18 protein-coding genes, 1 pseudogene and 1 riboswitch are annotated in these 18,402 nt (G+C 71.0%); of the genes and pseudogenes, 8 read left to right on the top strand and 11 right to left on the bottom strand.

Translation table 11 applies throughout. From position 1 onward, the window contains the following. Positions 1 to 49 precede the first annotated feature (49 nt). Positions 50 to 682, top strand: coding sequence for a sulfite oxidase-like oxidoreductase (locus tag ACFVYE_RS01950; protein WP_389603602.1), 633 nt, complete (start codon positions 50 to 52; stop codon positions 680 to 682). A gap of 32 nt (positions 683 to 714) precedes the next feature. Here ACFVYE_RS01950 and ACFVYE_RS01945 read toward each other — a convergent pair whose 3' ends face one another. The 6 genes from ACFVYE_RS01945 to thiO form a co-directional block, all read right to left on the bottom strand. Continuing rightward, positions 715 to 1,308, bottom strand: a complete 594-nt coding sequence (locus ACFVYE_RS01945) for a DUF4396 domain-containing protein (protein WP_389603600.1) — start codon at positions 1,306 to 1,308, stop codon at positions 715 to 717. Between the two features lie 100 nt (positions 1,309 to 1,408). After that, complete coding sequence (locus tag ACFVYE_RS01940) at positions 1,409 to 2,266, bottom strand: deoxyribonuclease IV (protein WP_383969707.1); 858 nt, start codon at positions 2,264 to 2,266, stop codon at positions 1,409 to 1,411. 6 nt (positions 2,267 to 2,272) lie between these two features. After that, a complete protein-coding gene (pknB, locus tag ACFVYE_RS01935; protein ID WP_389603598.1) occupies positions 2,273 to 4,189 on the bottom strand; it encodes a Stk1 family PASTA domain-containing Ser/Thr kinase in 1,917 nt (638 codons plus the stop codon). Between the two features lie 121 nt (positions 4,190 to 4,310). Next, positions 4,311 to 5,105 (bottom strand): thiazole synthase, encoded by a 795-nt coding sequence (locus ACFVYE_RS01930; protein ID WP_327275691.1) that lies wholly within the window; start codon positions 5,103 to 5,105, stop codon positions 4,311 to 4,313. 2 nt (positions 5,106 to 5,107) lie between these two features. After that, a complete protein-coding gene (thiS, locus tag ACFVYE_RS01925; RefSeq protein ID WP_383969712.1) occupies positions 5,108 to 5,326 on the bottom strand; it encodes a sulfur carrier protein ThiS in 219 nt (72 codons plus the stop codon). Then, positions 5,323 to 6,507, bottom strand: a complete 1,185-nt coding sequence (thiO, locus tag ACFVYE_RS01920) for a glycine oxidase ThiO (RefSeq protein ID WP_383969715.1) — start codon at positions 6,505 to 6,507, stop codon at positions 5,323 to 5,325. Before thiO ends, thiS begins: the two co-directional genes overlap by 4 nt. Beyond that, positions 6,505 to 6,618: riboswitch (TPP riboswitch) on the bottom strand. It overlaps the preceding gene by 3 nt. Positions 6,619 to 6,668: 50 nt before the next feature. Between thiO and ACFVYE_RS01915 the strand changes: the two are divergent. From ACFVYE_RS01915 to ACFVYE_RS01890, 6 genes and pseudogenes are all read left to right on the top strand, one after another. Then, positions 6,669 to 7,045: pseudogene (locus ACFVYE_RS01915) on the top strand (hypothetical protein). A 28-nt stretch (positions 7,046 to 7,073) separates the two neighbouring features. Further along, positions 7,074 to 8,327: an NAD(P)/FAD-dependent oxidoreductase gene (locus ACFVYE_RS01910; protein WP_383969717.1), complete on the top strand. Its 1,254-nt coding sequence runs from the start codon at positions 7,074 to 7,076 to the stop codon at positions 8,325 to 8,327. Between the two features lie 70 nt (positions 8,328 to 8,397). Beyond that, entirely contained in the window at positions 8,398 to 8,763 is a 366-nt protein-coding gene (locus ACFVYE_RS01905; protein WP_030919271.1) for an Rv2175c family DNA-binding protein, read from the top strand. Between the two features lie 103 nt (positions 8,764 to 8,866). Beyond that, positions 8,867 to 9,520 carry a thiamine phosphate synthase gene (thiE, locus tag ACFVYE_RS01900; RefSeq protein ID WP_383969721.1) on the top strand — a complete coding sequence of 218 codons (654 nt, stop codon included), beginning with the start codon at positions 8,867 to 8,869 and terminating at the stop codon, positions 9,518 to 9,520. Between the two features lie 99 nt (positions 9,521 to 9,619). Next, the gene (gene metF, locus ACFVYE_RS01895; protein ID WP_383055282.1) at positions 9,620 to 10,537 is read left to right on the top strand and encodes a methylenetetrahydrofolate reductase [NAD(P)H]; all 918 of its coding nucleotides are present in this window, start codon (positions 9,620 to 9,622) and stop codon (positions 10,535 to 10,537) included. A gap of 50 nt (positions 10,538 to 10,587) precedes the next feature. After that, a complete protein-coding gene (locus ACFVYE_RS01890; protein WP_383969724.1) occupies positions 10,588 to 11,502 on the top strand; it encodes a hypothetical protein in 915 nt (304 codons plus the stop codon). A gap of 103 nt (positions 11,503 to 11,605) precedes the next feature. Here ACFVYE_RS01890 and ACFVYE_RS01885 read toward each other — a convergent pair whose 3' ends face one another. The 5 genes from ACFVYE_RS01885 to ACFVYE_RS01865 form a co-directional block, all read right to left on the bottom strand. Then, the gene (locus ACFVYE_RS01885; protein ID WP_389603594.1) at positions 11,606 to 13,117 is read right to left on the bottom strand and encodes a phytoene desaturase family protein; all 1,512 of its coding nucleotides are present in this window, start codon (positions 13,115 to 13,117) and stop codon (positions 11,606 to 11,608) included. 30 nt (positions 13,118 to 13,147) lie between these two features. Further along, positions 13,148 to 13,765 (bottom strand): DUF4126 domain-containing protein, encoded by a 618-nt coding sequence (locus tag ACFVYE_RS01880; RefSeq protein ID WP_389603592.1) that lies wholly within the window; start codon positions 13,763 to 13,765, stop codon positions 13,148 to 13,150. A 397-nt stretch (positions 13,766 to 14,162) separates the two neighbouring features. After that, complete coding sequence (locus tag ACFVYE_RS01875) at positions 14,163 to 14,774, bottom strand: TetR/AcrR family transcriptional regulator (RefSeq protein ID WP_383978786.1); 612 nt, start codon at positions 14,772 to 14,774, stop codon at positions 14,163 to 14,165. Positions 14,775 to 14,803: 29 nt separating this feature from the next. Beyond that, positions 14,804 to 16,891: a YhgE/Pip family protein gene (locus tag ACFVYE_RS01870; RefSeq protein ID WP_383978783.1), complete on the bottom strand. Its 2,088-nt coding sequence runs from the start codon at positions 16,889 to 16,891 to the stop codon at positions 14,804 to 14,806. Next, positions 16,863 to 17,651 (bottom strand): ATP-binding cassette domain-containing protein, encoded by a 789-nt coding sequence (locus ACFVYE_RS01865; RefSeq protein ID WP_383978780.1) that lies wholly within the window; start codon positions 17,649 to 17,651, stop codon positions 16,863 to 16,865. The genes ACFVYE_RS01870 and ACFVYE_RS01865 overlap by 29 nt, the downstream gene beginning before the upstream one ends. A 165-nt stretch (positions 17,652 to 17,816) precedes the next feature. Between ACFVYE_RS01865 and ACFVYE_RS01860 the strand changes: the two genes are divergently transcribed. Continuing rightward, positions 17,817 to 18,344, top strand: a complete 528-nt coding sequence (locus ACFVYE_RS01860) for an SAV_6107 family HEPN domain-containing protein (protein ID WP_383978777.1) — start codon at positions 17,817 to 17,819, stop codon at positions 18,342 to 18,344. Positions 18,345 to 18,402: the final 58 nt, after the last annotated feature.

Here is an 18,402-nt window from a genome sequence, read left to right as displayed (position 1 = left end):
GCCCTTTCCCTGGTCAGGACCACCCCTGCCTGTCTGTCACCATGGAGTCATGGGTCAGCCGGAAAGCCGGGAAAACAGCGCGTCAGAGCAGTCCGAGCTTCCGCCGGGACAGCGACTCCAGCGTGGTTGGCCGGTTACCCACTACGGGCCCGTGCCCAAGTTCAAGCCCGACCGCTGGGAGTTCCGGGTCTTCGGCGCCACGGCGGACGGCGAGAAGCACTGCTGGAACCACCAGGAATTCTCGGTACTGCCGTTCAACTCGGTCGTCGCCGACCTGCACTGCGTCACCAAATTCAGCATGCTCGGCGCCGAATGGGGCGGGGTGCTCGCCCGCACGGTCCTGGAACTCGCGCCACCCGCGCCGGACGTCACCCATGTGATGGTCTGGGCCGAGTACGGGTTCAGCTCGAACCTTCGGCTCTCCGACTTCGCCTCGGACCGAACACTTTTCGCCACCCACAAGGGCGGTGAGCTGCTCACCGCCGAGCACGGCTTCCCGCTCCGGCTCATCGTGCCGCACCTCTATGCCTGGAAGGGGCCCAAGTGGGTCCGGGGCATCGAGTACATGACGGCCGACCGCCGCGGCTTCTGGGAGGAGCGCGGCTATCACAACATCGGCGATCCGTGGCGCGAGCAGCGCTACTCCTACCAGGAAGAGCTCGGGGACGGCCCCGAACTCTGACCGGACGGCTCCCGGGCCGGCCCGGTCCGCCCTCAGTGGTGGTACTGGTGCACCACCGCGTGGCCCTTGCCGCGGCCGATCATCCACTTGTTGACCGGTGTGGTGACGACGAAGGCGACGGCGAGCGAGAGCACGAGCGCTCCCCAGAACAGCGTGTCGGAGAGAGTGGCGTCCATGGCGCCCGGCCACAGTGCGATCACACCGTTGTCGATCAGCTCCATCACCGCGATGGACAGGGTGTCGGCGGCGAGGGCGACCCGCAGGGCGGAACGGAAGTCCACTCCCGCCTTCCGGATGGAGTGCAGCGTCAGCGTGTAGCCGAAGAAGAAGGCCAGGACGATCGCGAGCACCATCGTCTCCATGTTGCCCCAGCCGAGCGCTGTGCCGATCACCATCCCGAGGATCTCGCCGATGGCGCATCCGGTGAGGCAGTGCAGGGTGGCCTGCGCGGCCGTGGCCCAGCCGGCCTTGCCGAGGCGGCGGTCGGCGTGACTGGTGTGGTCGGCGTGACCTGAGTGGGCTGCGTGCTCGCCGTGGTCCACGCGCTGGCTGCGATCCGTGTGCTGCCCGTGCTGCTCGCCCCGCTCATGGTGGCTGTGCTGCTCGTGGTGTGTGTCGTGCCGCATGGCGATCCCCCAATGCCGAGTAGCGGTTCCTGCCGACAGCAAGAACCGTATACCCCCATGGGGTATTCCTCAATGGGGAAATCAGTACGGGGCGAGGCACTCAGCCCCGGTCGCGCAGCCCCTTCAGTCGCGCCACATCCGCCGCATGCCCCTCCTTGCCGCCCGGCGTCTCGATGATCAGCGGTACACCGGCGGTCGCCGGATGAGCGAAAAGCTCCCGGAACGGCTCCTCGCCGATGTGCCCGGCGCCGATGTTCTCGTGCCGGTCCTTGTGGGCTCCCACCACGTCCTTGGAGTCATTGGCGTGGATCAGTTTCAGCCGGCCCTCGCCGACCGTGTCCACCAGCAGGTCCAGCGTCTGCCGCATGCCCGCCGGGCCCGTCAGGTCGTGGCCCGCCGCGTAGATGTGGCAGGTGTCGAGGCAGATGCCGAGCTTGGGGTGGGCATCGAGTGCGTCGAAGTACGGGCCGAAGTCCCAGGTCCGCGAGCAGAGCGAGAACCCCTGCCCGGCGGTCGACTCCAGCAGCAGATACGGGTCGTCGTCGTGCGTCAGCTCGTCCAGGAGCGGCCGCATGTGCGTGCGTACCTGTGCGAGGGCCTGCTCGCGCGGCCGGCCGCCCGTTGCCGATCCGGTGTGCACCACGACGCCCAGGGCGCCGATCTCGCGGGCCCGGCGCAGTGAGTGGCGCAGCGAGTCCACGGACTTCTCGACGGTGGCCACGGTGTGCGAACCGAAGTTGATCAGGTACGGAGCGTGGACGTACGCCGGTATGGAGTCGGCGGCGCACTCGGCGCGGAACCGCTCGTCCTGGGCCGGGTTGCCGGCGGGTGTCGCCCAGCCGCGCGGGTTGGCGACGAAGACCTGGACGGCCTCCGCCCCCATCTCGCGGGCGTAGGGGAGGCCGACCTTGGCGAGGCCGCCGGCCACGGGAACATGGCCGCCGACTGGGTTGCGCATGTGGATCTAGAGTCCCTTGGTCTTGATGGTGATGGTGCTGCCCTCGGGGGCCTGCCGGCCGCCGTCGACGGACTGGCTGTCGATGGTGTCGCCGAAGGACAGGAACGGGCGGTCGACCTTGACCTCGAAGCCGGCGTCCTCCAGCTCGCTCCTGGCGTCGTCGACGTCCTTCCCGATGACGTCCGGGACGTTGATCATCCGCGGTCCCTCGGAGACCGTGAGCGTGATGGTGTCGCCCTCGGCGGCCTCGGTGCCCTCGCCCGGCGTCTGACGGGCGATGTCACCCGCGTCCTCGGGGGAGCTGACCCGGTCGGGCAGCACCTTTGCCTTCAGCCCCTTCTCGTCCAGCGCGGCGGTGGCGTCCTCGACGGACAGCCCGGTGACATCCGGGACGTCGACCGGAGCGCCCTTGCTGACGACGAGGGCGACCGCGGAGTCCGGGTGGCGCTCGGTGCCCGCCACCGGGTCCGTGCGGATCACCTCGCCGCGTCCCGTCTCCTGGCTGAACTCCTTGGTGACCATGCCGGGCACCAGACCCGTCTCCTTCAGCGCGCGCCTGGCATCCCCGAGCGAGAGGTCCTGGACATCGGGCACCTTCACGATCTCCGGGCCGCGCGAGACGACGAGCGTCACCGTGTCGTTCCCCCGGATACGGGCGCCGGACTCGGGGTCGCTGCTGATGACCTTGCCGCGCTCGACGGTGTCGCTGTAGGCCCGTTTGACGCTCTTGAGTTCCAGGCCGGCGTCCGAGAGCCGCTTCTGGGCGGTCTTCTCGGTCTGGCCGAGTACCGAGGGGACCCGGGTGAACTGCCCGGAGTTGATGTACCAGACACCGGTGCCGATCCCCAGCGCCAGCAGCACCGCGACGACCACGGCGATGACGGAGCGTCGCGGACCGCGGCGACGCAGGCCGTGCGGCGCGGGCTGCGGCGGCGTCGGCGGGGGCATCTCCAGCCGGCTGGTGTGGTGGGCGACGCCCTGGTCGGCCGGGAGCAGCCGCGGGATCACGCTCGTGCGGTCCTCGGCGGCGTCGTGCACCTCGGCGAGAGCCTGCGGCGGCACGGCGTCCAGCTGGGCGTCGGTGAGGCCGGAGCGGGCCGCGCGGGTCTCGGCGAGCAGCGCCACCGCGTCGAACGGGCGGACCTCGGGGTCACGGGCGGTGGCGCAGGCCACCAGGTCGTCGAGTTCGAGGGGGAGCCCCGGGACGGCGGCCGACGGGGCCGGGACGTCCTCGTTGAGGTGCTGGTAGATGACCTGGGCGGGGGTGTCGCCGGCGTGCGGCTTGGAGCCGGTCAGCATCTCGTACAGGACGACACCGCAGGCGTACACATCGGTGCGGGTGTCCGCCGTGCCGTGCTCTATCTGCTCGGGGGCGAGATAGGAGACGGTGCCCAGGACGGACCCGGTGGTGTTGGTGACGGCGCCCACGGCTCGTACGAGACCGAAGTCGGCGACCTTGACCCGGCCGTCGTCCCCTATCAGGACGTTCTCAGGCTTCATGTCGCGGTGCACGAAGCCTGCCCGGTGCGCGGCGCCGAGGGCGGCGAGCACCGGCTCCAGGATGTCCAGTGCGGCCCTCGGCTGCAGGGCGCCGCGCTCGCGCAGTACGTCGCGCAGGGTGCAGCCCGCGACGTACTCCATCGCGAGGTAGACGTACTGCCCCTGGGCGCCCTGGTCGAAGACCGCGACGACATTGGGGTGCGCGAGCCGGGCCACGGACTTGGCCTCGCGGATGAAGCGCTCGACGAAAGAGGCGTCCGTGGCGAGCGCCGGGTGCATCACCTTGAGGGCGAGCACCCGGTCGAGCCGGGTGTCCACGGCCCGGTAGACCGTGGCCATGCCGCCCACGGCGATGCGGGCATCGACGCGGTAGCGGCCGTCGAGCAGCTGCCCGACGAGAGGGTCCTGGAGGGTCGTATCCACGCATGCGAGTCTACGAGCCGCCACGGACACGGCCCACCGGCCGGGGCGGACCCGGGGCCGTACTGCAGCCGAGCCGTGACAGGGACATGCGTGCCGCAGCCGCCGCCGGCGGTCCGGTGGGTCAGAACGCCGGGCGCTCCGGGTCCAGCACCGCGCGTCCCTCCACCGGCGACGAGGCCTCGGCGAAGTGGCGGCGCGGGATCCGGCCCGCGCGGTACGCCAGCCGCCCGCCCTCCACCGCATGCCGCATCGCCGCGGCCATCAGCTCGGGCTCCTGGGCCCGGGTCACCGCGGACGCCAGCATCACCGCCGCGCACCCCAGCTCCATCGCGAGCGCCGCGTCCGAGGCCGTCCCGGCGCCCGCGTCGAGAATCACCGGCACCCGGGCCTGCTCGACGATCAGCTGGAAGTTGTGCGGATTGCGGATGCCGAGGCCGGAGCCGATGGGGGAGCCGAGCGGCATGATCGCCGCGCACCCCACATCCTGGAGCCTGCGGGCCAGCACGGGGTCGTCATTGGTGTACGGAAGCACGGTGAAGCCGTCGTCCACCAGGGTCTCCGCGGCGTCCAGCAGCTCGATCGGGTCGGGCAGCAGGGTCCGCTCGTCGGCCACCACCTCCAGCTTGATCCAGTCGGTGCCGAGCGCCTCGCGGGCCAGCCGGGCGGTCAGCACGGCCTCGCCCGCGGTGAAGCAGCCCGCCGTGTTCGGCAGTACGCGGATGGAGAGCCGCTGGAGCACGGAGAGCACCGAGCCCTGCACGGTCGGATCGAGGCGGCGCATCGCGACGGTGGTGAGCTCGGTACCGGAGGCGGTCAGGGAGCGTTCCAGCACGTCGAGGCTGGGCGCCCCGCCGGTTCCCATGATCAGCCGGGAGCCGAAGGCGGTGTCGCCGAGGGTGAAGAGGTCGTCGGACATGGTCAGCCTCCCTGGACCGCGGTCAGGACCTCGACGCGGTCACCGTCACCGAGTGCGGCGGTGGACCACTGGCCGCGCGGGACGACGGTCTCGTTGACGGCGGCCGCGACGCCGGAGTGCGCGGCGGTCAGGGTGGCGACAAGGGTGTCCAGGGTGGTGCCCGCGGCGAGGAGACGGACCTCGCCGTTCACGGACACGGAGAGGGGCGCGGAATCGGTCATGCGGGCTGCTCCTGACGTACGGAGACGGCGGCGGACGAGAAACGGTGCGGGGTGAAGGGGCGGGCCACCTCGGGCAGCTCGCCTGTGGTGAGGAACTCCGCCATGACGTCGCCGGTGACGGGGGTCAGCAGCACCCCGTTGCGGTGGTGGCCGGTGGCGAGGTGGAGGCCGGGCAGGGCGGTGGGGCCGAGCAGCGGGGCGTTGTCGGGGGAGGCGGGGCGCAGACCGGCCCGGGTCTCGGTGAGCGGCAGCTCGGTGATGCCGGGCACCAGCTCGTGGGCGTCCCGCAGCAGCTCGTAGACGCCGCCCGCGGTGACGGTGGTGTCCCAGCCCATCTCCTCGCTGGTGGCGCCGACGACCAGTTCGCCGTTCTCGCGCGGTACGAGATAGACATGGCTGCCCCGAACCACGGCCCGGACCGTCCGGGTGAGGAACGGTGCGTACGCGGCGGGCACGGTCAGCCGCAGCACCTGTCCCTTCACCGGCCGGACCGGCGGCACGACCTCGTCCGGCAGCCCCGGGAGCCGGCCGCTGAGGCTGCCCGCGGCGAGTACGACCTGGTCGGCGGCGAGCTCCGTACCCCCGGCGAGCACGGCTCCGGCGGCCCGGTCGTGTGTCACCGTCAGGCGTTCCACCCATCCGCGATGGAAGATCACCCCGGCCCGCTCGCAGGCGGTCAGCAGTGCGGCGGCCAGCCGGCGGGGATCGATCTGGTGGTCGCCGTCGACCCGCAGACCGCCGCGGACGCCCGGCGCGAGCATCGGCTCCAGGCGGCGGCATTCGCGGCCGGTGAGCCACTCCGACTCCAGGCCCGAACGCTGCTGCAGGGCGTGCAGATCCCGCAGATGGGCACGGTCGTCGGAGTCCAGCGCGACGGCCAGGGTGCCGCAGGCGCGAAAGCCCGTCCCCTGTCCGCTCGCCGCCTCCAGCTCGGCCGCGAAGGCCGGATAGCGGGCGGCCGAGGCGACATTGAGGCCCAGCAGCATCTGTTCGCCGTAGTGGAGTTCGGTGACGGCGGCCAGCATGCCGGCCGCCACCCGGGCGGCTCCGCCACCCGGTTCGGGATCGACGACCGCGGTACGCAGTCCGCGTTGCGCGGCCCGCCAGGCGGTCACCAGACCGATGATCCCGCCCCCGACGACAAGGACATCGGATCCGTTTCCGTTGCGAGAAGAACGCATGGGCGTCCAGCCCCTCCCTTCGCCGGCATGACCCGGATCAGGTTCGTACGGTCGAAGGCCGCCCCAGCCTCCCTCTCAGCCCGGTGCGTCCGGGCTCCCGCGAGTGTTTTACGTCGCCACCCTAGACCCCGTCCCCCGGACCGGGTAAGGGAGCAGCCACCGTGGCCCGTTCGCTCGACGGACTCGTTCTCTCACCGGTCGCCGACCAGGCCCCGGGACAGGTCGGTACCCGTACCCGCTTCACGTACCACGAGAAGGACGGCCAGGTCTGGGCCGAGTACGCGGGCGGCGACGTGGTCCGCGGCCATCTCGTCGGTACCCGCGTCGACGACACCCTCGACTTCCTCCCCCATGGCCTCAAAGGCATGGGAGGTGCCCCTCCGTCCAGCTGAAGCAGGACGGCACGACATCCTCCGGTCACTGTGTCTCCACTGTCGTCGACCTCGCGGACGGCCGGGTCCGGCTGGACGAGCGGTGGGAGTGGGAGTCGCAGGAGGGCAGTGGTACGAGCACGGTCGAAGAGTTCCCCTCTTCCTGACGAACCGTCAGATGCTTAAGGTGTACGGGTGAGCGAGCAGCAGCAGTCAGAGCAGCCGGACCGGCAGGCAGGACGCCGTGTCGTCATCGTCGGCGCGGGCATGGCAGGCGTGCAGACGGCGGTGGCCCTGCGGGAACAGGGCTTCACCGGCTCCGTCGCCCTGATCGGCGCCGAACCGCACCAGCCCTACGACCGGCCCCCGCTGTCCAAGGCGGTACTGCTCGGCAAGGCCGAGGACTCCGCCTTCGACGTCGACTTCGAGGCGCTGGACATCGATCTGCAGCTGGGCCGCGAAGTCACCGGTGTACGACCGGGCGCGCATGAGCTGGACACCCCGTCAGGACCCGTTGCGTACGACGTCCTGGTGATCGCGACCGGCGCCGAACCGGTTGTCCTGCCCGGCGCCGAGGGTGTTCCCGGCGTCCATCTGCTGCGCACCCTCGACGACGCGGCACGGCTGCGGCCCGTACTCGACGGGCAGCACGGCGTCGTGGTCGTCGGCGCGGGCTGGATCGGCGCCGAGTTCGCCACCGCGGCCCGCGCCGCGGGCTGCGAGGTCACCGTCGTCGAGGCCGCCGACCGGCCCCTCGCGGACGCGATGCCCGCCGAGGTCGCCGCCCCGATGACCGCCTGGTACGCCGAGAGCGGCGCCGAACTCCTCACCGGAGCCCGGGTCGCCCGCATCGAACCCGGCCGGGTGATCCTCGCGGACGGCCGCACGATCCCGGCCGGAGCGGTCGTCGTCGGAATCGGCGCACGGCCCGCCACGGGCTGGCTGGCCGGCTCCGGTATCGCGCTCGGCCCCGACGGATCGGTGACCGCCGACGGGGCGCTGCGCACCTCGCTCCCCGATGTGTACGCGGTCGGTGACTGCGCCTCGTTCCCCTCCTTGCGGTACGGCGAACGCCTTCTCATCCACCACTGGGACAACGCCCTCCAGGGCCCTCGGACCGCCGCCGCCAACATCATCGGGGCGGGGGCCGAGGACGGCCCGGCGCCGCAGACGTACGACCCCGTGCCGTACTTCTGGTCCGAGCAGTTCGACCGGTTCGTGCAGTACGCGGGCCACCACGGGAGCGCCGACACCCTGCTGTGGCGCGGCGATCCGGCCGGTCCCTCCTGGTCGGTGTGCTGGCTGCGGGACGGCGTCCTGGTCGCGGTCCTCGCCGTCGGCCGGCCACGCGATCTGGCGCAGGGGCGCAAGCTCATCGAGGCGGGGGTCCGGCTCGATCCGGCACGGGCCGCCGACCCCTCCGTACCGCTGAAGTCGGCGACCCTCTGACGGCGTACCCCGACCCCCGTACGGTCGGCCCGGCTACCGACTGTCGGTCCGGGATGGCACGCTTGTCCCTGTGACCGAGATTGACGCAAAGATCGATGCTCTCGTCCCTGCCTGGCTCCACCTTCCCGACATCGCCGAAATGCTCGATGTCGAGGTGACACGCGTGCGGCAACTGGTCAAGGAGGGCCAGCTCATCGCCGTACGACGTGGTGAGAACCGGACGCTGCAGGTGCCTGCCGCCTTCATCGACGGCAACAAGGTGGTCAAGGGTCTCTCCGGAACCCTGACGCTCCTGAGGGACGACGGCTACACCGACGAAGAGATGCTGGAATGGCTCTTCACCCCCGACCCGACCCTGCCGGGCACCCCTGCCCAGGCGCTGAGTGAGAATCGCGGCACGGAGGTGAAGCGCCGCGCCCAGGCGCTCGCCGTCTGACCGCAGTCCGTATGTGAGGGGCGGGCCGCGCAGGAGTGCGCGGCCCGCACCCCCGTGCTGTACCGACAACCGCTCCGCAAGGCTCTTCAGGGGGAAACGCACCATGTCCACGCCTCGCGCACTGCTGTCCGATGCCCGGCTCTATCTGTGCACGGACGCCCGCAGGCGCCAAGGTGACCTCCCCGCGTTCCTCGACGCCGTCCTCTCCAGCGGGGTGGACATCGTCCAGCTGCGCGACAAGGGCATGGAAGCGGCCGAGGAGCTCGATCACCTGGCGGTATTCGCCGAGGCCTGCAGGCGCCACGGCAAGCTCCTCGCGGTGAACGACCGGGCCGATGTCGCCCACGCCATCGGCTCCGATGTGCTGCACCTCGGCCAGGGCGACCTGCCGGTCCCCGCCGCCCGCGCCATCATCGGCGAGGATGTGGTGATCGGCCGCTCCACCCACGCCGAGTCCGAGGTCGACGCGGCCGTCGCCGAGCCCGGGGTGGACTACTTCTGCACCGGCCCCTGCTGGCCCACCCCGACCAAGCCCGGCCGGCACGCCCCGGGCCTGGACCTCGTGCGGTACGCCGCCTCGCTCGACCAGCGGCGTCCGTGGTTCGCCATCGGCGGGATCGACGCGGGCAATCTCGACGAGGTGCTGGACGCCGGAGCGCGCCGGGTGGTCGTCGTACGGGCGATCACCGAGGCCATCGACCCGGCTGCCGCCACCGCCGAGCTGGCCAAGCGAATCCGGGTGCGCACCGGAGCGTGATCCGGCCAAGTGTCCGAAGGATGGACAAACAACCAGTCAATTCGGGCAATTACCGCTGGTCTGGTCCTGTGGTCGTCGCGCTCTGGTTAACCTGCCCGTATGGCCCTTGGCACACCTTCTACCAGGACAGACCACGCGCGCACGGTGCGTGAGTTCCTCGCGACCGGTAAGACTTCGTATTCGTTCGAGTTCTGGGCGCCCAAGACCGAGAAGGGCGAGCGGAACCTCTGGAATGCGCTGCGCCGCGTCGAGGCGGTGGGGCCGAGCTTCGTCTCCGTGACCTACGGGGCCGGTGGCTCCACCCGGGCCGGGACGGTCAAGGCCACTCAGCAGATCGCTGCCGATTCCACCCTCACTCCGGTCGCGCACCTCACGGCGGTCAACCACTCCGTCGCCGAGCTGCGCAACATGATCGGGCAGTACGCCGACGCCGGAATCCGGAACATCCTCGCCGTGCGCGGAGACCCGCCCGGCGACCCGATGGGCGAGTGGGTCGAGCACCCGCAGGGTGTGCGGTACGCAGCCGATCTCGTTCGGCTCATCAAGGAATCCGGCGATTTCTGCGTCGGCGTCGCGGCATTTCCCGAGATGCACCCGCGCTCGACCGACTGGGACACCGACACCCGGCATTTCGTGGACAAGTGCCGCGCCGGTGCCGACTATGCGATCACCCAGATGTTCTTCAATCCGGAGGACTATTTGCGGATGCGTGACCGTGTGGTCGCTGCGGGTTGCGAAACGCCGATCATCCCCGAGGTCATGCCGCTGACCAGCGTCAAGCAGTTGGACCGGTTTGCGCAGCTCAGCAACGCGTCTTTCCCTTCCGCACTGAAAGAACGCATCCTCGCCGCCAAGGACGATCCCGCCGCTGTACGCTCCATTGGCATCGACTTCGCAACGCAGTTCTGCGCGAGGCTGCGATCCGAGGGTGTGCCCGGACTGCACTTCATCACGCTCAACAACTCGACGGCGACGCTCGAAATCTACGAGAATCTCGGACTGCACAAGCAGTCGTGACCGGCCGTACCCGCCACGACCCGGGGCGGTGGCCGTAGGAGGGGGCGGGCATGGGCTGGACAGTCCTCTACATCGCGTTCGGAATCGTCGCGCTGTGGCTGCTCGGCGAGGTGCTCCTGCAGTACAAGGCGCGCCTTCGCTGGCGTCTGCTCGCCTTCGCAGGCTTCGGCTGTGTGGTCGTCGGCGTACTGATGCCGTCCGTGTTCGTCATCGCCGTCGGCGCGATCGCGTTCGCGACGGGGCAGACGTACGTCACGCTGTCCTTCAGGCGCGGCTTCTCGACCGGCTGGGCGATAGGGGGCAGCCCCGGCGAGAGCCGTCGCCGCCGGGGCGGGGGCGACCGGGACAGTCGCGAGCCCACGCTCGAGGTGTCGGACCTGGAGATGGAGTACGACGAGCAGGTCCCGCAGCGGGCCGGCGCCGCGGCGCCGGGGGCCGCGGTCTACGAGCCGGAGCCGCTGCCGGACGACACCGGGCAGTACGGCATCTACAGCGATCACCCGCAGTCGCAGCAGGGACAGAACCAGGGCCGGCAGCCCGAGCAGCAGCCCCAGTACGCGGCGTACGACCCCTACGCCGACCACTCCACGTACACGGCACCGGGCCAGGAGCCGTACGCCGGTCAGGAGCCGTTCGCCGGGCAGTACGACTACGGCACGGGCCAGCAGCAGTACGCCGCATACTCCGACCCGTACATCGGGACCGGCACCACCGGCGGCTCCACGCAGTACACCTCGTACGACAGCAACGGCAACGGCTACGACAGTTACGGCGGCCAGCAGCAGTACGCCGCCGATCCGTACGCCCAGCAGTACGCCCCCGAGACCCCGCCCGGCGGCGTCTGGGTGCCGCAGCAGCGCGAGGGCGAGCAGTACCCGCCCGCACCTCCGGAGCAGCCCGCACAGCCCGCCCCGTACCCGAACGGCTACGACACCGGCTACAACGAGCAGCAGTACCGCTACTGACGGCGGACCGGCAGGAACAGGGCGCCGCGGGAGTGACCGAGGGCAGGGCGGCGATCGGACCTGCCCGGCACCCCGGTGGCGCCGACGACCGGCGGCCTCTCCCTCATCGGGAGCCCCGGAACCCGTCCCCCTCCACGATCAGCCCGGCGACCAGCGCCCCCGACATCCCCGCGTGGGCGAGCCCGCCACCCGGATGCGACCAGCCGCCCGCGACATGGAGCCCCGGCAGCCGGGTGCGATTGCCCGGGTGCAGATACGCGCCCCCTGCCCCGGCCAGCGCGGGCGCGGGCACCGAGCCGCCCTCGGCGCCGGTGTCGGCCGCCGTCTCGGCCGGGGTTCGTACCTCGGCGTGGAGCAGTCGCTCCCGTATGCCGGGCACTGCCGCGCCGGCCGCTTCGATCAGTGCGTCGGCGCACCGCTCGCGCAGCGCCGCGTCCGTCCAGTCCACCGCGCCGTGCGGGGCGACCGTCGCCATCAGGGTCACTGCCTCGTGCGCGTCGTCGGGGCGGGTCGACGGGTCGTCCGGGCGCAGCACCGCCACCGTGGGACGGTCGGCAAGCCTTCCGCCGAACACCGCCTCGCGCTCCGCCCCGCCGTCCGCCGGGTGCACCAGGGTCCGGTGCACGGCATCCGCGGGCCGGGCGCCGCGCAGCGACAGCAGGACCAGGAACCGGCCCGGCACCACTGCCTGCCCCGGCTGCACCGCGACATCGCCGTCCCGCCACAGCTCCTGACCGGGCACCAGGCCCGGATTCGGACGGGCCCCCAGCACCACATGGCCGGCCTCGGCAACCGTCCCGTCCAGGAGCTCGACGCCCGCCGCCCGGCCGTCCTTCTCGACGACCCGGGCCACCTCGCCGCCGAAGACGAACTCCACCTTCCGGGCCAGACACCGCTCGTACACCGCCTGCGCCAGGGCCCGGATCCCGCCGGAGACGTACCAGCTGCCGAAGGTCTCCTCCATGTACGGCAGCAGGGCGGCCGCCGCCGGGGCGCGCAGCGGGTCGAGGCCGTACGACAGGGCGTACCCGTCGAACAGGGCGGCCAGCCGGGGATCCGAGAGCTCCCACGCGCCGACTTCCGTCACCGTGCCCGCCCGACGGGCCGGGCGCAGCAGCCGGCGCTGCCGGAGCGCGGGATACGGATCACGGCCGAGCACCTGCCAGTCGGAGCGCAACGGCTCCTCCAGCAGCGGACGCCGGGACCGGTCCCAGGCATCGCGCGCCCGGTCGAGGAACTCGCCCCAGGCCGCGCCCGCGCCGCCCCCGAGGGCGGTGTCCAGGGCGGCGACCACCCCGGCCCGTGAGGCATTCGGCAGCGAGACGGCCGTGCCGTCCGCGAAGATGTGGCGGCTCGCCGGATCGACCTGGGTCATGGTGACGCACCGTTCCAGCGGCTCCTTGCCCGTCTTGACGAACAAGTCGCGGTAGACCGCCGGCAGATGCAGCAGCGTGGGACCGGTGTCGAAGGCGAAGCCCTCGTGGGCATACCGGCCGACCGAGCCGCCAAAGGTCTCCGACCGCTCGTACACCGTCACCCGGTGGCCTGCCACGGCGAGCCGGGCGGCCGCCGCCATCGCGCCCATCCCGGCGCCGATCACCGCAATTCGTGCCATGTCAGTGACCTTAACGGCCGCCTGGGACACTCAGTCCAGCGGCCAGTGCGAACCGGTCCCGGCCAGGCGTTTCTCCTCGCGGCGCTGGGCCCTGCGGCGCAGGAACCGACGGATCCGGGAGGCCAGGAAGACCAGTATCACCATGCCGAGCAGCAGTAGCGCCGCGGCGATGATCGCGGCCGCCAGCGGATGGAATATCGCGAACGTGACGATTCCTGCGACGCCCAGGTCCTCGGCCGTGCTCACCGCGATATTGCTGAACGGCTCGGGGGAGGTGTTGACCGCCATCCTGGTGCCGGCCTTCACCAGATGGCTCATCAGCGCCGTGGAACCACCGACGGCCCCGGCCGCGAGCTCCGGCAGCGAACCGCTCTCGCCGGCCAGCAGCGCCGCCACGACGGCACCGGCGACCGGCCTGATGACGGTGTGCGCCGAGTCCCAGACCGAGTCCACGTACGGGATCTTGTCCGCCACCACCTCGCACAGGAAGAGCACACCGGCAACGACGAGGACATCGGTGCGCTGCAGCGATGCGGGCACCTCGTCGCTGATCCCGGTCGCGCCGAAGACACCGAGCAGCAGGACCACCGCATAGGCGTTGATCCCGCTCGCCCAGCCGCTTGTGAACACCAGAGGGAGTACGGACACGGACGCGATCGTAACCAGACGGCGATCGGCCCGGAGTGGGGTTCGGTGCGCAGCCCTGAGTATCCGTACCTAGACAACGAGATGAGTAGGTGCGCGGATGGGTTCCCACCTGCGCGGACGGGAGACTGGAGCCCACGGAGAGGGGCGCGGCACCGGCACCGCCGACACGGGGCGGCGGAACGGGCGCGGCACTCCTTCCGGAGCGGGGGAGCACGACGGAGAGCCCGGGGACCACGGGGGAAAACGGGGGTCACGGGGGAAGGTTCTCCGGTTGCACAGCAGACGCCGGTCCGGCGCAGGCTCGGGGGGATCGAGCCTTGCCGGACCGGCGTCCTTGTGTGTCGGTGCGGGCGGCCGCGGCGGGGTGGCCCCGCCTCAGGGGCCGGCCCCCACGGGGTCAGCGCCCGCTGACGCGCCCGTGCAGCAGCAGCGACAGCGCCGAGTGCACATCGTCGATCGACCGCTCCGGCTGGAACGCCTGCCAGTCCAGAGCCGCCACCAGCACCATGCCGACCAGGGCGGCAGCCGTCAGCTGGATGTCGATCTCCTCGCTGAGCTCACCGTTCTTCACGCCCTCGCGCAGCACCTCCTCGACCACGGCGACGGCCTCCTGACGCACCACCAGAAGGGTCGACTGCCAGGCCCGGTTGGTGCGCCACAGTTCCGCGACGTACAGCTGGGTGAAGGCCGGATAGCGGTCGATGAAGACCAGACCGGCCCTGATCATCGCGTCCAGGCCCTCGACCCGGGTGCCGCCGCGCCCCTCGGTCTCCTCCGCCGCCGAGCGCAGCGATGCCGTGAGCAGCCCGACGCCGTGGCGCAGCAGCTCCTCGAAGAGCTCGGTCTTGCTCTTGAAGTTGTAGTAGACCGTGCCCTTGGCGACCCCGGCGCGCTCGGCGATCTCGTCCACCGTGGTCGCCGAGAAGCCCTTCTCGGCGATGAGAGTCACGGCCGCCTCGTAGAGCTTCTGCCGGGTGGCCTGGCGGCGCGTGGTGCTACTGCTTTCCATGCCCCTGATTCTCACAGGTCCGGGCGCGCTCACAGGCTCAGCTCCGGGTGAAGGCGGTCCAGGGTCCACACCTGCTTGCGGCGTGCGGAGACCGCCGTCAGTGCGAGCGCCCCCGCTGTGAAGGCCAGCAACACCGCGCAGCCCTGCCAGACGGGACCGAGCCCGCCGCCCGTGATCAGCCGGCGCAGCCCATCGACGACGTAGCTCATCGGCAGGTAGGGGTGGATCGCGTTGAAGAATCCGGGGCTGGTCTGGACGGGATACGTGCCCCCGGCCGAGGTCAGCTGGAGCATCAGCACCGCGAGCACGAGAATCCGTCCGGCAGCTCCGAACCGGGCGTTGAGCCACTGGACGATCGCTGCGAAGCAGCAGGTGACCAGCGCCAGGAAGCCGATCGTTCCGGCGGCACGGGTCATCTGCAGACCGAGGCCCCAGTGCAGTACGGACATCAGGGCGGCCACCTGCAGCAGACCGATCGCGGCCACCGGCAGCCAGCCCGCGAAGGCGATCCGCCAGGCGGAGGCCCCGGCGGCGAGTGCGCGCCGGTTGAGCGGCTGGATCAGCATGTACGCCACCATCGCGCCGACCCAGAGCGAGAGCGGGATGAAGTAAGGGGCGAAGCCGGTGCCGTAGTTGGGGGCCGAGTGCAGCGACTTGGAGGCCAGTTGCACCGGGTCGGCCATGACCTCCGTACGCGCGTCGCGGTCCTTCTTGTCGTAGTCGGGAATCTTGCCGACGCCGTCGTTGAGTCCCTGGGCGAGGGTGGCCGAACCGTCGCCGAGCCGGATCAGTCCGCCGTCCAGGTCGTTCGCGCCCTTCTTGAGATTGCTCACCCCGGTGTCCAGGTCGGCGGAGCCGGTCTTGGCCGTGGCCAGGCCGGTGTGCAGTTCGTCCGCTCCCTTGGCGACCTTGTGGGCGCCGGTGTTGAGCGCGTTGACCTTCTTCACGGCGGACTTGAGGTCCTCGTTCAGGTGCGGCGCGCTCTCGGCCAGGTCAGTGGCCTGCTGCTGCAGCGTGGTCAGCTGGGCGCGAAGCTTCTTCAGATCGCCGTTCTGGTTCGTGACCAGCACATTCACGTCGTCGGCCACCTTCGCGACATCGGCCGCCGCGGTCTTCGCGCGCTTCAGCGGCGGGCAGACGGTGGGGTCGGCGAGCAGCTGCTCCGTGCAGCGGGTGCGGTAGACGTCGGCCAGGTCGTCGGAGGCTGTGTGGGCGGCGGTGGCCGCGGTGGGCGCCGACTTCACCAGCAGGTCGAGGTTGTCCCGTACGGTCTGCGAGGAATCGGCGACCAGCCGGGCGGTGTCGCCGATCGACTTGCCGTTGTCCTTCAGGAACGGGCGGACGTCGGCCGCCACCCCGTTGACCTTGTCGGCGAGCAGCTGGGTCCCGTCGGCGACCTGCCGGGAGCCGGTTTCGAGGTCGCCGGCGCCCTTGTTCAGCTTGACGATCCCACCGGCCAGACTGCTGCTGCCGGCCTTGGCGTCCTTCAGCCCGTCCGCCAGATCCTGCGATCCCTTCTTCGCCTTGCCGATGCCGCCCTTGAGGTCGTCGGCACCCTTGGCGGCCTTCGCCGTCGCGTCGTGGAGGTCGGAGAAGCTGATGAAGATCCGGTCGAGGAAGCCGCGCGAGGCGTTGGTCGACGCGGCGGTGCGCACCTCGGAGAACACCGTCCGGGAGATCTGCCCGACGATGTAGTTGTTGGCGTCGTTGGTCCGCACCTGGAGCGCGCCGGTCTCGGGGGAGTCACCCGAACTGGATGCGATCTGCTTGCTGAAGTCCGACGGCATGGTGAGCGAGAGGTAGTACGTACCGTCCTCGACGCCCTTGTGCGCCTCGGCGGAACTCACCTCGTGCCACTCGAAGGTCTTGGAGTCGAGGAGCTTGCCGGTGATCTCGTCACCGACCGCGATGTGCTTTCCGGCGGCGGTGGTGCCCTTGTCGTCGTTGACCAGCGCGACCGGGATCTTGTCGAGGCGGCTGTACGGGTCCCAGAAGGAGCACAGGTACAGGGCGCCGTAGAGCAGCGGCAGCAGCAGGAGCGCGATCAGTGCGGCGACCGGCAGTTTTCCCCTGCCGAAACGCTTCAGCTCAAGCGCGGCCAGTCTCGGCGAACGCATCGGCCGGTCCCTCCTCGGTCGTGGTTTCCTCGGCTGCGGTGTCCTGCGCGTCCGCCGGAGCGGCCGTGGTGTCGGTACGTACGGTGATGGCGCCCTCGGGTGCCTGGCTGCACACGGCGAGCACGGTCGTCCCGCTGTCGGCGATGGACCGCAACAGCTCCCAGGCCTGGGCCCGTTCGGCGTCGGAGAGCTTGAGATCGGTGTCGTCCACCGCGAGCAGCCGGGGCCGGCCGATCAGCGCGAGGGCGATGGACAGCCGCAGCGCCTCCAGCCGTTCCAGATCCCGTACGGAGGTCCGCTCGGCCTTGGGCAGGGCGGCGGGGTCGAGTCCGGCGGCGTCCAGCGCCGCGTCGATCCGTTCCTGCGCGGCGGCGATGCGCTCGGCGCGCGGACGCAGCAGAGCGCGCAACGAACCGTCGAAGCGGCGCTGCAGCAGGGCCCGCTCCCGCAGGTGCTCGGCGACGGTGAAGGCCGGGTCGAGCTCGCTGACTCCGGGCACCGGGCCCAGTGCGCTGATGCGGCGTACGGCGGCCATCTGGCGCGGCAGGCGCAGTCCGCCGATCTCCGCCCGGCCCTCGGTGGGGCGCATCCGGCCGGTGAGGGCGAGAAGCAGGCAGGTGCGGCCGGAGCCGGACGGGCCCTCGATCGCCACGAGTGAGCCGGGCCCGGCCTCGATGCCTGCACCCCGGAAGGCCCAGCCGCGTGGTCCCTTGAGCCCGAAATCCTCGGCGGTGACAGCTGCCCCGTGCGGGCTGTCCACAGACTCTCCCCTTTTTGAACTGACTGGTCAGTCTAAAAAGTATCCCGAACTCGCGATCGAAGCAAAAGGGCAGGTCAGGCGGTAGGCGGGGCCGATTGTCAGTGGCGCCCCTCACGATGGATACATACGGCCACGGAGCCGTTACACGAGACAGGAGGTTTCGTCATGGCCCACTCGTCCGCAGCAGCCGCACCCCGGCGCCGCGCAGACGGCCCTGCCCCCTCACTGACCGGTCCGGCAAACGATGTCCATCCCGTTGTGCGCCGCACCACGGCGCCGCCCGCCGCCCTCGATCTGCTCGCCCAGGCCCGCACCGGCCTCGACGAGGCCGCCGTTCTCGATGTGCCGAACGAGCGGTATGCCACCGCCCACCTCGCCGCGCTGCGCACTGCTGCCGCCGTGCTCGCCGTGCGGGGCCGCCCCGAGGCATCCCGGAGGCGCCGCGAGCGGATCCGCAGCGCCTGGGAGGTTCTCCCGGAAATAGCCCCCGAACTGACCGAATGGAGCGCACTGTTCGCCTCCGGCGCCCGTCGCAGAGCCCGCGCGGAAGCCGGTATACCGGGTGCGGCCAGCCGGCGGGACGCCGACGATCTGCTGCGTGACGCGGCGATGTTCCTGCGCCTGGTCGAGCGGCTGCTGGCGCTTCAGCCGGTGCTCCCGCAGGCCCGGAGGGAGCGGCCCGACGCAGGATGACGGCGACGGGGGCGCGAGGCAATAGGGTGGACAGCACCTGTACCACCTGCACTGTTCA

The sequence above is a fragment of the Streptomyces sp. NPDC058239 genome, from assembly GCF_042882185.1.
GTDB lineage: Bacteria > Actinomycetota > Actinomycetes > Streptomycetales > Streptomycetaceae > Streptomyces.
The sequence above is the reverse complement of the archived record's forward strand: the minus strand, read 5'-3'. Positions and strand labels throughout refer to the sequence as shown.

Coding starts and splice junctions, on each gene's coding strand:
- ACFVYE_RS01950 (WP_389603602.1), top strand. CDS start 50: ATGGGTCAGCCGGAAAGCCGGGAAAACAGCGCGTCAGAGCAGTCCGAG.
- ACFVYE_RS01945 (WP_389603600.1), bottom strand. CDS start 1,308: ATGCGGCACGACACACACCACGAGCAGCACAGCCACCATGAGCGGGGC.
- ACFVYE_RS01940 (WP_383969707.1), bottom strand. CDS start 2,266: ATGCGCAACCCAGTCGGCGGCCATGTTCCCGTGGCCGGCGGCCTCGCC.
- ACFVYE_RS01930 (WP_327275691.1), bottom strand. CDS start 5,105: ATGTCCGACGACCTCTTCACCCTCGGCGACACCGCCTTCGGCTCCCGG.
- thiS (WP_383969712.1), bottom strand. CDS start 5,326: ATGACCGATTCCGCGCCCCTCTCCGTGTCCGTGAACGGCGAGGTCCGT.
- thiO (WP_383969715.1), bottom strand. CDS start 6,507: ATGCGTTCTTCTCGCAACGGAAACGGATCCGATGTCCTTGTCGTCGGG.
- thiE (WP_383969721.1), top strand. CDS start 8,867: ATGTCCACGCCTCGCGCACTGCTGTCCGATGCCCGGCTCTATCTGTGC.
- metF (WP_383055282.1), top strand. CDS start 9,620: ATGGCCCTTGGCACACCTTCTACCAGGACAGACCACGCGCGCACGGTG.
- ACFVYE_RS01890 (WP_383969724.1), top strand. CDS start 10,588: ATGGGCTGGACAGTCCTCTACATCGCGTTCGGAATCGTCGCGCTGTGG.
- ACFVYE_RS01885 (WP_389603594.1), bottom strand. CDS start 13,117: ATGGCACGAATTGCGGTGATCGGCGCCGGGATGGGCGCGATGGCGGCG.
- ACFVYE_RS01875 (WP_383978786.1), bottom strand. CDS start 14,774: ATGGAAAGCAGTAGCACCACGCGCCGCCAGGCCACCCGGCAGAAGCTC.
- ACFVYE_RS01870 (WP_383978783.1), bottom strand. CDS start 16,891: ATGCGTTCGCCGAGACTGGCCGCGCTTGAGCTGAAGCGTTTCGGCAGG.
- ACFVYE_RS01860 (WP_383978777.1), top strand. CDS start 17,817: ATGGCCCACTCGTCCGCAGCAGCCGCACCCCGGCGCCGCGCAGACGGC.